Here is a 14,652-nt window from a genome sequence, read left to right on the forward strand (position 1 = left end):
CCTCCGCGCCGGTAGACTCGTTCTTCGTGTCCGAGCCCCTCGAAATCACCGAATCCGCGGTCGCATCCGCGGTCGACGCAGCCCTCGCGGCCATCGCGTCGGCCGGCGACTCCGCCGCCCTGAAGACCGTGCGCACCGAGCACACGGGCGAGAAGTCGGCGCTCGCGCTGCTGAACGCCGAACTGCGCAACGTGCCGAACGACCAGAAGGCCGCCCTCGGCAAGCTCGTCGGCGGCGCCCGAGGCCGGGTCAACCAGGCCTTCGCCGCCCGCGAGGCCGAGATCGTCGAGGCCGAGGCGGCCGCGCAGCTCGCCGCCGAGGCGGTCGACGTCACGGCATTGCCGTCGCGCATCACGGCGGGCGCGAGGCATCCGCTCGCCCTGCTGCAGGACCGGGTGTGCGACGTCTTCACCGGCATGGGGTGGGAGATCGCCGAAGGCCCCGAGGTCGAGAGCGAGTGGTTCAACTTCGACGCGCTGAACTTCGACGCCGATCACCCGGCGCGCGCGATGCAGGACACCTTCTTCGTCGATCCGCCCGAGGCGCACCTCGTGATGCGCACGCACACGAGCCCGGTGCAGATCCGCTCGATGCTCGACCGCGAGCTGCCGCTGTACGTGCTCGCGCCGGGGCGCGTGTACCGCACCGACGAGTTCGATGCGACCCACCTGCCGGTGTTCATGCAGTTCGAGGGCGTCGCCGTCGACAAGGGCCTCACGATGGCGCACCTCAAGGGCACGCTCGACCACTTCGTGAAGGCGATCTTCGGCGACGAGGCGAAGATCCGCCTGCGCCCGAGCTTCTTCCCGTTCACCGAGCCGAGCGCCGAGCTCGACTTCTGGCACCCGACCTTCAAGGGCGGCGCGCGCTGGATCGAGTGGGGCGGCTGCGGCATGATGCACCCGAACGTGCTGCGCGCGGCGGGCATCGATCCCGAGGTGTACACGGGCTTCGCCTTCGGCATGGGGGTCGAGCGCGGCCTCATGCTCCGCAACGACGTGCAGGACATGCGCGAGATGGTCGAGGGAGACGTGCGGTTCTCCGAGCAGTTCGGAATGGTGGTCTGACCCATGCGAGTACCCCTGAGTTGGCTCGCCGAGTACGTCGAGCTCGTGCCGGGCACGACGCCCGAAGACGTCCACGCCGCCCTCGTGAAGGTCGGCCTCGAAGAAGAAGACGTGCACACCTTCGAGCTCCAGGGCCCGATCGTCGTGGGCGAGGTGCTCGAGTTCGTCGAGGAGCCGCAGACCAACGGCAAGACGATCCGCTGGTGCCAGGTGCGCGTCGCGCCCGACGGCGAGACGGCGGCCGACGGCGGCGACGCCGTGCACGGCATCGTCTGCGGCGCCCGCAACTTCTTCGTCGGCGACAAGGTCGTGGTGACGCTCCCGGGCGCCGTGCTGCCCGGCCCGTTCCCGATCGCCGCGCGCAAGACGTACGGGCACGTCTCCGACGGCATGATCGCCTCGGCGCGCGAGCTCGGGCTCGGCGACGAGCACGACGGCATCCTGCGCCTGTCGACCCTCGGCATCGACGCGCCGGTCGGCAGCGACGCGATCTCGCTCCTCGGCCTCGACGACGCCGCGATCGAGATCAACGTCACCCCCGACCGCGGCTACGCCTTCTCCATCCGCGGGGTGGCGCGCGAGTACGCGCACGCGACGGGCGCGGTGTTCCGCGACCCGGCCCTGCAGACGCCCGCGACGGATGTCTCCGACGACGGCTTCTCCGTCGTCATCGACGACCGGGCGCCGCTGCGCGGCCGGCTCGCCTCGAACGCGTTCGCGACCCGGATCGTGCGCGGCCTCGACGCCTCGAAGCCGACCCCCGCGTGGATGATCGCGCGCCTGAAGCTCGCGGGCATCCGCTCGATCTCGGTGCTCGTCGACATCACGAACTACGTCATGCTCGAGCTCGGCCAGCCGATCCACGGCTACGACCTCGACGCGCTGCGCGGCGGCATCGTCGTGCGCCGTGCCGAGCAGGGCGAGCGCTTCACGACGCTCGACGGCAAGGAGCGCACGCTCCACGCGGAGGACATCGTCGTGACCGACGACCGCGGCCCCATCGGCCTCGCGGGCGTCATGGGCGGCGCCGAGACCGAGATGGGCGACGCCACGCAGAACGTGCTCATCGAGGCCGCGCACTGGGATCCGATCTCGATCGCACGCACGGCCCGTCGGCACAAGCTGCCGAGCGAGGCGGCGAAGCGCTACGAGCGCGGCATCGACCCGACCATCGGCGCCGTCGCGGTCGCACGTGTCGCCCAGCTGATGGTCGACCTGGCCGGCGGCACGGCCGACGCGGGCGGTTCGCTCATCCAGACCACGCCCGAGCGCGACGCCATCGTGCTGCCCGACGGCTTCGTCTCGCAGCTCATCGGCGTCGAGTACACGAACGACGAGGTGCACGACGCGCTCGCCGAGATCGGCGGGGTGCTCAGCCGCGTCGACGACGGCTTCTCGGTCGTGCCCCCGGCGTGGCGCCCCGACCTCACCGGTCGCGAGGAGCTCGCCGAAGAGGTCGCCCGGCTCGTCGGCTACCACCGCATCCCGTCGGTGCTGCCGGTCGCGCCTCCCGGGCGCGGTCTCACCCGTTCGCAGCGCCTCCGCCGGCAGACCGCCGACGTGCTCGCGGGCGCGGGGTCGACCGAGGTGCTGAGCTTCCCGTTCTCGACCGAGGCCGAGAACGCGCGCTTCGGCAGCGCCGACGGCTCGCCCGTGGCCTCCGTGCGTCTCGCGAACGCCCTCGACCAGTCGACGCCGTACCTCCGCCGCTCGCTCCTGCCCGGCCTCATGGCCGCGGCGAAGCGCAACCGCTCGCGCGGGCTCGTCGACGTCGACCTGTTCGAGCTCGGGCTCGTCTTCCTTCCTGAGGCGGGGCGCGCCTACGGCTCGGCCGAGTTGCCGGTCGGCGACGCGAAGCCGAGCGACGAGACCCTCGCCGCCCTCGATGCGGGCATTCCGCCGCAGCCGCGCCACCTCGGCGTGCTGCTCGTGGGCGAGCGCATCGTGAAGCAGCCGGGCCAGCCCGCCGAGCCGGTCGGCATCGTCGACGCGCTCGACGCGGTGCGCCGGGTCGCGCTCGCGACGGGTGCCGAGCTCGAGATCGTGCAGGGTGCGCACCAGGCGATGCACCCGGGCCGCACTGCAGAGCTCCGCGTCGGCGGCCGCGTCGTCGGCTTCGCGGGCGAACTGCACCCCGCGATCGCCGAGGAGAACGACCTGCCGCGCGTGGTCGCGGTCGCCGAGCTCGACCTCGACGCCGTCATCGCCGCCGCCGACCCCGCGGTCGAGGCGTCGCCGATCGGCACGTTCCCCGCAGCGACGCAGGACCTCTCGGTCCTCGTCGACGCCGCCGTGCCGGCCGCCGCGGTCGCCGCAGCGGTGCGCGAGGGCGCGGGCGACCTGCTCGAGCACCTCGCCCTCGTCGACGACTACCGCGGACAGGGCCTGCCCGAGGGATCGAAGAGCCTGACCTTCGCGCTGCGCTTCCGCGCGCCCGACCGCACGCTCACCGCAGCCGAGGCCAGCGAGGCGAAGCTCGCCGGCGCGGCGCTCGCGGCCGAGCGCACCGGGGCCGCGATCCGCGACTGACCGGGTCGGGCCCGGCCCGATCACCCGAACGCCGACGACGGCGCCGCGCACTCCGCGGCGCCGTCGTCGCATTCCGACGCACATCGCAAGCCCGGTTTGCGCCCCGCGTCGACCCGCGGATATGGTCGATCCATGTCCATCACCCGGTTCGCCATCGCCGCACGCGTCTCGCGTGCCTCGATCGTGCGCAGCCGACGCCGTGGCGGCCGCCGAATCTCGGCGACCCCTGCACAGGCGTAGCGGCCTGTCGCGGGGCGTCGCCGGAACATCGCCCCGACCAGACAGACCCTAAGGTGGATTCATGACGTACTCCGTCGCCGTTTCCGGCGCGTCCGGCTATGCCGGAGGAGAGATCCTGCGGCTCCTCGCCGATCATCCCGAGTTCGAGGTCCGCACCGTGACCGCGCACTCCAACGCCGGCCAGCCGCTCGTCGCGGTGCAGCCGCACCTGCGCACCTACACGCACCTCACGCTGCAGGAGACGACCGCCGCGACGCTCGCCGGCCATGACGTCGTCTTCCTGGCGCTCCCGCACGGCGCCTCGGGCGCGGTCGCAGCCGAGCTCCCGCCCGAGACGCTCGTCATCGACTGCGGCGCCGACCACCGGCTCGAGCGCGCCGCCGACTGGGACGCGTTCTACGGCGGCGACTTCCACCCCGCGTGGACCTACGGGGTGCCCGAGCTTCCGCGGCTCAGCAGCACCCAGCGCGACCGGCTGGCGAAGTCGCGTCGCATCGCCGCCCCGGGCTGCAACGCCTCGACCGTCGCGCTGTCGCTCGCGCCGGGCATCCGCGCCGGCGTCATCGAGGACCGCGACCTCGTGTCGGTGCTCGCCGTCGGGCCGTCGGGTGCGGGCAAGAGCCTGAAGGCGCACCTGCTCGGCTCCGAGATCCTGGGTTCGGCGAACCCGTACTCGGTGGGCGGGGTGCACCGGCACATCCCCGAGATCCAGCAGGCCCTCCGCTGGGCCGGGGCGGCCGACCCGACCATCTCGTTCACGCCGGTGATCGTGCCGATGTCGCGCGGCATCCTCGCGACCTCGACGGCGCGCATCATGCCGGGCACCGATGCGAGGACGGTGCGTGCCGCCTGGGAGGACGCCTACGCGGGGGAGCGCTTCGTGCAGCTGCTGCCCGACGGCCAGTTCCCGCGCACCGCCGACGTGCTCGGCGCCAACACCGCGCTCATGGGCCTCGCGGTCGACGAGCGCGCGGGTCGCGTCGTGGTCGTCACCGCGGTCGACAACCTCGTCAAGGGCACCGCGGGTGCCGCAATCCAGTCGGCGAACCTCGCGCTCGGGCTCACCGAGTCGACCGGCCTTCCCGTGAACGGAGTCGCCCCGTGACCGTCACCGCCCCCGCCGGATTCGAAGCCGCCGGCATCGCCGCCGGGATCAAGCGCACCGGGGCGCTCGACCTCGCCCTCATCGTGAACCGCGGGCCGTCGCAGCAGGCGGCCGCGGTGTTCACCTCGAACCGCGCGCAGGCGAATCCGATCATCTGGTCGCGGCAGGTCATCGCCGACGGTCAGGTCGCCGCGATCGTGCTCAACTCGGGCGGGGCCAACTGCTTCACCGGGCCCGAGGGCTTCCAGGTCACGCACCGCACCGCCGAGGCGGCGGCATCGGCGCTCGAGGTCTCGGCCGGCGACGTCCTCGTCTGCTCGACGGGCCTCATCGGCGACCAGCTCGACGGCGAGGTGCTCGAAGAGGGCGTGCTGAGCGCCGCGAACCGCCTCTCGGCCGAGGCCCAGGCGGGCGCCGACGCGGCGCGCGCCATCATGACGACCGACACGACGCCGAAGACCGTCGTGGTCGAGGGCGCGGGGTGGCGCATCGGCGGCATCGCGAAGGGCGCGGGAATGCTCGCACCCGGCCTCGCCACGATGCTCGTCGTCATCACGACCGACGCCGAGTTCGAGGCATCCGCCCTCGACCGCGCGCTGCGCCAGGCGACCCGGGTGAGCTTCGACCGGCTCGATTCCGACGGGTGCATGTCGACGAACGACCAGGTGACGCTCCTCGCGAGCGGCGCCTCGGGCGTCGTGCCCGACGAGGCGGCGTTCACCGACGCGCTCACCGCCGCGTGCCTCGACCTCGCCGCGCAGCTGCAGGCCGACGCCGAGGGCGCGAGCCACGACATCACGATCGAGGTGCGCGGCGCCGAGACCGAGGACGACGCGGTCGAGGTCGGCCGTTCCGTCGCCCGCAACAACCTCTTCAAGGCCGCGATCTTCGGCAACGACCCCAACTGGGGCCGGGTGCTCGCCGCGATCGGCACGACGCAGGCTCCGTTCGACCCCTACCTCGTCGACGTGTCGATGAACGGGGTGCGCGTGTGTCACGCGGGGCGGCCCGACCGCCCGCGCGACGAGGTCGACCTGACGCCGCGCGCGACCCACGTGCTCATCGAGCTGCACGCCGGCGAGGCGACCGCGACGATCCTGACGAACGACCTCACGCACGACTACGTGCATGAGAACAGCGCGTACGCGAGCTGAGCATGAGCGATTTCGAAACGGATGCCGCGGGCTCCAGCGCCGACGTCGCCGCCGAGAAGGCGCGGGTGCTCATCGAGTCGCTGCCGTGGCTGCAGCGATTCCACGGCGAGACGATCGTCGTGAAGTTCGGCGGCAACGCCATGGTCAGCCCCGAGTTGCAGCGCGCCTTCGCCGAGGACATGGTCTACCTCCGCTACGCCGGCATCAAGCCGGTGGTCGTGCACGGGGGCGGCCCGCAGATCTCGTCGATGCTCGAGCGGCTCGGCATCGAGAGCGAGTTCCGCGGCGGCTACCGCGTGACGACGCCCGAGGCGATGGACGTCGTGCGGATGGTGCTCTCGGGCCAGGTGAATCGCGAGCTCGTCTCGCTCATCAACGGGCACGGGCCGCTCGCGGCCGGGCTCTCGGGCGAGGACGCGGGGCTGTTCACCGGCCGTCGTCGCGGGGCCGTCGTCGACGGCGTCGAGATCGACCTCGGCCTCGTGGGCGACGTCGTGGCGGTCGATCCCGAAGCCGTGCAGGCGCAGCTCGACGCCGGTCGCATCCCCGTCGTCTCCTCGATCGCGCCCGATGCAGACACGCCGGGGCAGTCGCTCAACGTGAACGCCGACTCGGCGGCGGCGGCGCTCGCCGTCGCGCTCGGTGCGGCGAAGCTCGTCATCCTCACCGACGTCGCCGGGCTCTACCGCGACTGGCCGAACCGCGACTCGCTCGTCTCGGTCATCGAGGTGCCCGAGCTCACGGCGCTCCTGCCCTCCCTCGAGTCGGGCATGATCCCGAAGATGCGTGCCTGCCTCGACGCCGTCGAGGGCGGCGTCGCGAAGGCGGCGATCATCGACGGTCGCATACCGCACTCGATCCTGCTCGAGGTCTTCACCCAGTCCGGAATCGGCACGGAGGTCGTGCCCCAGAACGCCGGAGGCGCCGAGTGAACGACTGGCAGCAGCGGTTCGACACCCGCATCATGCGCTCGATCGGCATGCCGCTCGCGAAGCTCGAGCGCGGCGAAGGCGCGCGCGTGTGGGATGACTCGGGCAAGCCCTACCTCGACTTCCTCGCCGGCATCGCGGTCAACGCGCTCGGCCACGCGCATCCGGCCTTCGTCGACGCGGTGTCCCGCCAGGCCGCGACCCTCGCGCACGTCTCGAACTACTTCACGACCGAGCCGACGCTCGAGCTCGCCGAGCGCATCACCCGGCTCGCCGGGGCCGGCGACGACGGTCGGGTGTGGTTCGGCAACTCCGGGGCGGAGGCCAACGAGGCGGCGTTCAAGCTGGCCCGGCTGAACAACTCGGGCGGCGCACGCACGCGGGTGCTCGCGCTCGTCGACGCCTTCCACGGACGCACGATGGGGTCGCTCGCCCTCACCGGCAAGGCGCACATGCGCGACCCGTTCCTGCCGCTGCCGGGCGGCGTCGAGCACATCCCGGCGACGCTCGACGCGCTCGAGGCCGAGCTCGATGACGCGGTCGCGGCGCTCATCGTCGAGCCGATCCAGGGCGAGGCCGGGGTCGTCGAACTGCCCGAGGGCTTCCTCGAGGCCGCGCGCGAGCTGACGCACCGCCACGGGGCGCTGCTCATCGTCGACGAGATCCAGACCGGCGCCGGGCGCACGGGCGCCTGGTTCGGGTTCCAGCACGCGGGCATCACGCCCGACGCGATCACCTTCGCCAAGGGCGTCGGCGGGGGCTTCCCGATCGGCGGCCTCGTGACCTACGGTCACGCGTCGACGCTCTACACGAAGGGACAGCACGGCTCGACTTTCGGGGGCAACCCGCTCGCGACGGCCGTCGCGAACGCGGTGCTCGGAGAGATCGAGTCGGCCAGGCTCGTCGAGAACGCGGCGGTGCGCGGCGAGCAGCTGCGCGAACGTATCCTCGGCCTCGACTCGCCGCTCATCGCCGGGGTCCGCGGCCGCGGCCTCCTCATCGGCATCGGGCTCACCGAGCCCGTCGCGGGCCCGCTGGTCGCCGCGGCGATGGACGCCGGGCTCATCGTGAACGCCGCGAACGACGCCACCATCCGCATGGCGCCGCCGCTCATCATCGGCGACGCCGAGATCGACGAGTTCGTCCAGCGCTTCAGGGCCGCGCTCGACGCCGTCGCCGCCTCCTGAACCTCCCCACACGAAACGGACCCCATGACCCGCCACTTCCTCCGTGACGACGACCTGAGCCACGCCGAACAGGCCGAGGTGCTCGAGCTGGCCGCCCGCCTCAAGGCCGACCGCTTCGCCGAGCGCCCGCTCGAGGGCCCGCAGACCGTCGCCGTGATCTTCGACAAGACCTCCACCCGCACCCGCGTCTCGTTCTCGGTCGGCATCGCCGACCTCGGCGGCGTGCCGCTCGTGATCGCCTCGAACGAGAGCCAGCTCGGCGGCAAGGAGTCGGTGGCCGACACGGCCCGCGTGCTCGAGCGCATGGTCGCCGCGGTCGTCTGGCGCACCTACGCCCAGTCGGGCCTCGAGGAGATGGCGGCCGGCACCACGGTGCCCGTCGTCAACGCGCTCTCCGACGACTTCCACCCGTGCCAGATCCTCGCCGACCTGCAGACCGTGCGCGAGCAGAAGGGCGAGCTCGCCGGGCTCACGATGTCGTACTTCGGCGACGGCGCGAACAACATGGCGCACTCGTACCTGCTCGGCGGCGCGACCGCCGGCATGCACGTGCGCATCGCCGCGCCCGCCGACTACGCGCCGCGCGCCGACCTCGTGGCCGATGCCGAGCGGATCGCCGCCTCCACGGGCGGGTCGGTGCTCGTCACGACCGACGCGGCCGCCGCGGCGTCGGGCGCTGACGTGATCGTCACCGACACCTGGGTGTCGATGGGCCAGGAGGCCGAGAAGGCCGAGCGCCTCGCGACCTTCGGCGACTACCGGGTCACGGAGTCGCTCATGGCGGAGGCATCCGATGACGCGATCTTCCTGCACTGCCTTCCCGCGTACCGCGGCGTCGAGGTCGACGCCGAGGTCATCGACGGCCCGCAGTCGGTCGTCTGGGACGAGGCGGAGAACCGCCTGCACGCGCAGAAGGCGCTGCTCACCTGGCTCTTGAACCGGAAGGACGCATGATGGCCGAGCACGGCACCAACGAGGGGTCGCTCTGGGGCGCCCGATTCGCGAGCGGTCCCTCACCCGAGCTCGCGCGGCTCTCGAAGTCGACGCACTTCGACTGGCAGCTCGCGAGCTACGACCTCGCCGGGTCTCGAGCTCACGCACGCGCGCTCGCCGCGGCCGGCTACCTCGCCGACGACGAGCTCGCGTCGATGCTCGGCGGGCTCGACACGCTCGAGGCGCGGGTCCTCTCGGGCGAGATCGTCGCGGGCGAGAGCGACGAAGATGTGCACGGGGCGCTCGAGGCGGCCCTCATCGGCATCGTCGGGCCCGAGCTCGGGGGCAAGCTGCGTGCCGGCCGCAGCCGCAACGACCAGATCGCGACGCTCGTGCGGCTCTACCTGAAGGACCACGCCGCCGTCATCGGGCAGCAGCTGGTGCACCTGATCGACGCGCTCGCCGCGCAGGCCGAGGCCCACCGCGGGGCCATCATGCCGGGGCGCACCCACCTGCAGCACGCGCAGCCCGTGCTGCTCGCGCACCACCTGCTCGCCCATGCGTGGGCGCTCAGCCGCGATCTCGAACGCCTCGTCGACTGGACGAAGCGCGCCGACGTCTCGCCCTACGGCGGGGGAGCGCTGGCGGGTTCGACGCTCGGCCTCGACGCGGCGTCCGTCGCCCGCGACCTGGGCCTCGCCGCGCCGGCCGAGAACTCCATCGACGGCACGGCGAGCCGCGACGTCGTCGCGGAGTTCGCCTTCGTCACGACGATGATCGGCATCGACCTCTCACGCATCTCCGAGGAGATCATCCTCTGGAACACCCGCGAGTTCGGCTTCGTCACGCTCGACGACGGCTACTCGACGGGATCGTCGATCATGCCGCAGAAGAAGAACCCCGACATCGCCGAGCTCGCGCGCGGCAAGTCGGGTCGCCTCATCGGCAACCTCACCGGCCTCCTCGCCACGCTGAAGGCGCTCCCGCTCGCGTACAACCGCGACCTCCAGGAGGACAAGGAGCCCGTCTTCGACTCGGTCGAGACGCTCGAGGTGCTGCTGCCCGCGTTCACGGGCATGGTGGCGACCCTCACCTTCCACACCGACCGGATGGCGGAGCTCGCGCCCGCCGGCTTCTCCCTCGCGACCGACGTCGCCGAGTGGCTGGTCAAGCGGCACGTCCCGTTCCGCGACGCTCACGAGATCACGGGCGCCCTGGTGCGCTACGCCGAGGAGCACTCGCTCGAGCTCGACGCCGTCGACGACGCCGCGCTCGCCGCGATCTCGCCGCACCTCACGCCCGAGGTGCGCGAGGTGCTCACGATCGAGGGTTCGGTGGCGAGCCGCGACGGCATCGGGGGCACCGCCCCAGTGAGGGTCGACGAGCAGTTCGCTCGCCTGGCCGATCGGGTGCGGCATCTCGTGGCCGGGCTTCCCGAGGGGGCGGCCTGACCGCACTGATGACGCCTGAGCGGGCGTTCTTCGAGCAGGATCCGGTGCGGCTCGCGCCGCTCCTGCTCGGTGCCGTGCTGAGCTACGCCGCGCCCGACGGCGAGGTGGCGATCCGTCTGTCGGAGCTCGAGGCCTACCGCGGGGTCGGGGAGGACCCGGGATCGCACGCCTTCCGCGGGCGCACGCCGCGGAACGCGGTTATGTTCGGCGAGCCGGGGCACCTCTACGCGTACTTCAGCTACGGCATGCACGTCTGCCTGAACATCGTGGCGCGACGGGCCGGCACCTCGGCGGGGGTGCTGATGCGCGGCGCCACGGTCGTGCGGGGCCTCGAGCTCGCCCGGCATCGGCGTTCTGGCGTCGCAGACCGCGACCTCGCGCGCGGCCCCGGCCGGCTGTCGCGCGCACTCGGGGTGCCCCTCGACGCCGGCGGCAGCGACCTGCTCGCGCCGCCGTTCTCGCTGCAGGTGCTCGAAGCGCCGCTCCATCATGCGCACGGGCCGCGCACGGGCGTGAGCGGCGACGGCGGCGGTGCGGCCTACCCGTGGCGGTTCTGGCTGCCCGGCGACGAGGGCGTCTCACCGTATCGGCGGCACCGGCTCGCCGCCGAGTAGCCGCTGCGAATCGAGCGCCCGGTCCACGTGCATATGCACGTCGCGCGAACGGCGCGAGCGGAACGTCGTGCGCGGAGGACGCGAACGGCGCAGCTCAGCGGATCGCGAAGTGCACGACGAGCGCCGCGGCGCACGCCCAGATGAGGCTCGCGAAGGTGCCGATGATGAAGCGCTCGCGCGCCTCGGGCGCCTCGAGTTCGGTGAATCGGCCGACGCCCTTGATGGCGACGACGATCGCGAGCGCCTCGGGGAATCCCGCGATGATCGCGCCGGCCGAGGCGACGCGCTCGAGCACGCCGATCGTGAGTCCGCCGCGCAGCACCTCTCGGCGTCGCTCGACGGCGTGCACGCCCGCGGCGAGGTCGGCGTCGACGCGCCGGTCGGTCACGATGATGCCGCCGTGGAGGCCGGGGGAGACGGCGCCGCCCATCGCCAGGTCGAGGGCGGTGCCGGCCGCGGCGCTGCCGCCGAACACCGCCACCGCGAGTCCGAGCACGACGACGAGGGGGGCGACGCCGATCGGCGCGGGCCCCTGCGTCGATGCGGCGGCGAGGATCGCGATGCCGAGCGCGCCCGTCGCGAACCAGACGAAGCTGCGACGGGGTCGGACGGACGCGAGGATCGAGAGCACCGCGGCCGCGACGAGGGCGAGCATGAGCGCGGACCAGGTGATCGCGTCGGCGATGACGAAGAGATTCATGGGTGGCGGGCTCCCGTCGAGGCATCCAGAGTCTCAAGCAGCCTAGCGAGCGCGGGCACCGCGTCGAGCTCGGCGCGGATGTTCGCCGATTTCATGCGCGAACTGATCGCAGGGGCGCTCACGCCGAGTTCGTCGGCGATGTCGGACTGGAGCGCGCCGCCGACGATGCGGTCGTACACCTCCCACCCTTGGTCGGAGCGGCGCTCGCGGAGGATGAGGGCGAGCTTGAAGAGTGCCTCGAGGTGGGCCGCGTCGCCCTCGAGGGCCGAGCCCGGCGCTTCGACCGCGAGCCGCGGCGTGCTCTTCTTGGCACGTTCGACGGCATCGCGTGCGGCGAAGAACGCCTCGCCGCTCGCCTCCCTGATGTCATCGGGCAGGGGTTCGCGCACGGCGCCGCATCCGATGCCGACGCTCCATTCGCCGTGCCTCGTGAGCTCGAGGGCGACGTCGACGGCGGTGCGCGCGTCGCTCGTGAGCAGCTGGATCTCGTCGCCCGCGTTGCGCGCGACGGGCAGGAGGAGTCGATCGCCGTGCGCCCGCTGGATCCGGTCGCGCTCGGAGCCGGCGAGATCGGCGCGGGTGCGGCTCGACACCTGGTCTGCGGTGACGACGATCATGGTCACTCCTTCACCTTGCAGCCTTTATCAATTGGCAGATAAGCATACAGCATTAAACATCGATCGGTTAGGGGTGGAACGCTCATCGCCTGCCCGCTGATAATCTGACGTGGTGTCAGACCCAGTGATCCTCTCCACCCAGCAGAACGACGCCTCATTCGACGACGTCTGGGAGGAGCTCGTCTGGCGCGGCCTCGTGCACGTGTCGACCGACCAGGCCGCGCTCAAAGAGCTCCTCGCGGGCGAGCCGATCACGTATTACTGCGGGTTCGACCCGACGGCACCGAGCCTGCACCTCGGCAACCTCGTGCAGCTGCTCACCATGCGCAGGCTCCAGCTCGCGGGGCACAAGCCGCTCGGACTCGTCGGCGGCTCCACCGGCCTCATCGGCGACCCCCGCCCGACCGCCGAGCGCACGCTGAACACGAAGGAGACCGTCTCCGAGTGGGTCGGCTACCTCCAGGGCCAGGTCACGCGCTTCCTCTCGCAGGAGGGCGACAACGCCGTGCGCCTCGTGAACAACCTCGACTGGACGGCCGGCCTCAGCGCCATCGACTTCCTCCGCGAGATCGGCAAGCACTACCGCGTCGGCACGATGCTCAAGAAGGACGCGGTCGCCTCGCGACTGAACTCCGACTCCGGCATCAGCTACACCGAGTTCAGCTACCAGATCCTGCAGGGCTTCGACTACCTCGAGCTCTTCCGGCAGTACGGCTGCGTCCTGCAGACGGGCGGCAGCGACCAGTGGGGCAACCTCACGAGCGGCACCGACCTGATCCACCGCGTCGAGGGCGCGAGCGTGCACGCGATCGGCACGCCGCTCATCACGAACAGCGACGGCACGAAGTTCGGCAAGAGCGAGGGCAACGCGGTCTGGCTCGACGCCGCGATGTGCAGCCCCTACCGCTTCTACCAGTTCTGGCTCAACACCGACGACGCCGATGTGGTCACGCGCCTCAAGGTCTTCACCTTCCTCGGGCGCGAGCGCATCGAGGAGCTCGAGGCGCTCGTCGCGAGCGAGCCCTTCCGGCGCGAGGCCCAGCGTGTCCTCGCGACCGAGGTCACCACGATGGTGCACGGCGCGGATGCCACGGCGGCCGTCATCGCCGCTTCGCAGGCGCTGTTCGGTCAGGGCGAGATCACGGAGCTCGACGCCGACGTCTTCGAGTCGGCCCTGCGCGAGCTGCCGAACACGACGACGGCGCCCGATGCGCAGATCGCACAGCTCCTCGCCGACACGAAGCTCGTGTCGAGCCTGAGCGAGGGCCGTCGCGCGATCGCCCAGGGCGGCGTCTCGGTCAACAACCGCAAGGTCGACGACCAGGCGGCGACGCTCGACGGCTTCGTCGAGCGGGGCGGCATGGCCGTGCTCCGTCGCGGCAAGAAGACGCTCGCCGGCATCTTCGTCGAGTAGCAGCCGGCTCCGCAGAGCTCCCGGGCCCCGGTCGATCACTCCGTGATCGGCCGGGGCCTTTCGCATCGTCTCGCACCGGCAGGCGAATCGGAGGACGGAGTGCTGGCGCGACGGGGGAATGTCGGCGCGGTCGCACGGCCGCGTCTTCGCGCGAACAAGGGACACCCCCGGGGTTTTAGTAACTTGATCAGGGAATCGTTCACGTCAAGGGGGCCGACGGAAGTGCGCGACACGCCCGGGATGCAAAGTGGATTTGTGAGGGGTCGGGGTGGTCGCGTAGATTCTTCTCTTGTCGCCGCGGCGGCCGGGAAGCGCGAGAGTGCGGCCCGGGTCCAGCGGTGGTGGTTCTAGCCAAATAACCTCGAAGGCGCAGCATTGCGACTCGGTGATTTCAAGTCTAGGATGAGAAACCCCTTCCAGTATTGACCGTGGCTCTTCGGAGTCGGGGTTGGTCGTGTTTGCGACCGGCTGGTTCGGTGGTATGTTTTACAGGTTGCCCTGGAGGCGGCCCGGCTGTCTGGTCGGGTGTTCGATCCGGGTGCGTCCGTTCCTTGAGAACTCAACAGCGTGCACTATGTTCAATGCCAATTTATTGAACCCCAACCGGTTTTCGGATCGGTGGGATTCCTTTGATTGATGGACAATTTGATTTTCGAGTCAGTTGTTTCTCTGTCAGAGATTGAACTCCCTGGCACTTTCGGGTGTTGGGAAC

General features: G+C 71.4%; 12 protein-coding genes. 10 read left to right on the top strand and 2 right to left on the bottom strand.

The window, feature by feature from the left end:
• Positions 1-26 precede the first annotated feature (26 nt).
• The 9 genes from pheS to ACFVTR_RS05235 all read left to right on the top strand — a co-directional run bounded on the left by pheS (position 27) and on the right by ACFVTR_RS05235 (position 11,209).
• On the top strand, positions 27-1,067 hold the full coding sequence (gene pheS / locus ACFVTR_RS05195) for a phenylalanine--tRNA ligase subunit alpha (protein WP_387035344.1): 1,041 nt from the start codon (positions 27-29) through the stop codon (positions 1,065-1,067).
• A 3-nt stretch (positions 1,068-1,070) separates the two neighbouring features.
• Positions 1,071-3,596 (top strand): phenylalanine--tRNA ligase subunit beta, encoded by a 2,526-nt coding sequence (pheT, locus tag ACFVTR_RS05200; protein WP_387035346.1) that lies wholly within the window; start codon positions 1,071-1,073, stop codon positions 3,594-3,596.
• A gap of 301 nt (positions 3,597-3,897) precedes the next feature.
• Positions 3,898-4,941: an N-acetyl-gamma-glutamyl-phosphate reductase gene (gene argC, locus ACFVTR_RS05205; protein WP_387035348.1), complete on the top strand. Its 1,044-nt coding sequence runs from the start codon at positions 3,898-3,900 to the stop codon at positions 4,939-4,941.
• Positions 4,938-6,095, top strand: a complete 1,158-nt coding sequence (gene argJ, locus ACFVTR_RS05210; protein ID WP_387035349.1) for a bifunctional glutamate N-acetyltransferase/amino-acid acetyltransferase ArgJ — start codon at positions 4,938-4,940, stop codon at positions 6,093-6,095. The genes argC and argJ overlap by 4 nt, the downstream gene beginning before the upstream one ends.
• A 2-nt stretch (positions 6,096-6,097) precedes the next feature.
• The gene (gene argB, locus ACFVTR_RS05215; protein WP_387035350.1) at positions 6,098-7,027 is read left to right on the top strand and encodes an acetylglutamate kinase; all 930 of its coding nucleotides are present in this window, start codon (positions 6,098-6,100) and stop codon (positions 7,025-7,027) included.
• Positions 7,028-7,059: 32 nt separating this feature from the next.
• The gene (locus ACFVTR_RS05220; RefSeq protein WP_387035393.1) at positions 7,060-8,211 is read left to right on the top strand and encodes an acetylornithine transaminase; all 1,152 of its coding nucleotides are present in this window, start codon (positions 7,060-7,062) and stop codon (positions 8,209-8,211) included.
• A 24-nt stretch (positions 8,212-8,235) separates the two neighbouring features.
• Positions 8,236-9,165: an ornithine carbamoyltransferase gene (gene argF, locus ACFVTR_RS05225; RefSeq protein WP_387035352.1), complete on the top strand. Its 930-nt coding sequence runs from the start codon at positions 8,236-8,238 to the stop codon at positions 9,163-9,165.
• Positions 9,165-10,595: an argininosuccinate lyase gene (gene argH, locus ACFVTR_RS05230; protein ID WP_387035354.1), complete on the top strand. Its 1,431-nt coding sequence runs from the start codon at positions 9,165-9,167 to the stop codon at positions 10,593-10,595. The genes argF and argH overlap by 1 nt, the downstream gene beginning before the upstream one ends.
• Positions 10,596-10,603: 8 nt before the next feature.
• Positions 10,604-11,209 (top strand): DNA-3-methyladenine glycosylase, encoded by a 606-nt coding sequence (locus tag ACFVTR_RS05235; protein ID WP_387035356.1) that lies wholly within the window; start codon positions 10,604-10,606, stop codon positions 11,207-11,209.
• A 94-nt stretch (positions 11,210-11,303) separates the two neighbouring features.
• On the opposite strand, the gene ACFVTR_RS05240 is transcribed toward ACFVTR_RS05235, so the two are convergent.
• Together ACFVTR_RS05240 and ACFVTR_RS05245 are read right to left on the bottom strand one after the other, a co-directional pair.
• Complete coding sequence (locus ACFVTR_RS05240) at positions 11,304-11,909, bottom strand: hypothetical protein (RefSeq protein ID WP_376940719.1); 606 nt, start codon at positions 11,907-11,909, stop codon at positions 11,304-11,306.
• Positions 11,906-12,526: a DNA-binding protein gene (locus tag ACFVTR_RS05245; protein WP_387035358.1), complete on the bottom strand. Its 621-nt coding sequence runs from the start codon at positions 12,524-12,526 to the stop codon at positions 11,906-11,908. Before ACFVTR_RS05245 ends, ACFVTR_RS05240 begins: the two co-directional genes overlap by 4 nt.
• 112 nt (positions 12,527-12,638) lie before the next feature.
• On the opposite strand from ACFVTR_RS05245, the gene tyrS reads away from it, so the two are divergent.
• Complete coding sequence (gene tyrS, locus ACFVTR_RS05250; protein WP_387035359.1) at positions 12,639-13,940, top strand: tyrosine--tRNA ligase; 1,302 nt, start codon at positions 12,639-12,641, stop codon at positions 13,938-13,940.
• Positions 13,941-14,652 lie beyond the last annotated feature (712 nt).

It is taken from the genome of Agromyces sp. NPDC058126 (assembly GCF_042884595.1).
Lineage (GTDB): Bacteria > Actinomycetota > Actinomycetes > Actinomycetales > Microbacteriaceae > Agromyces.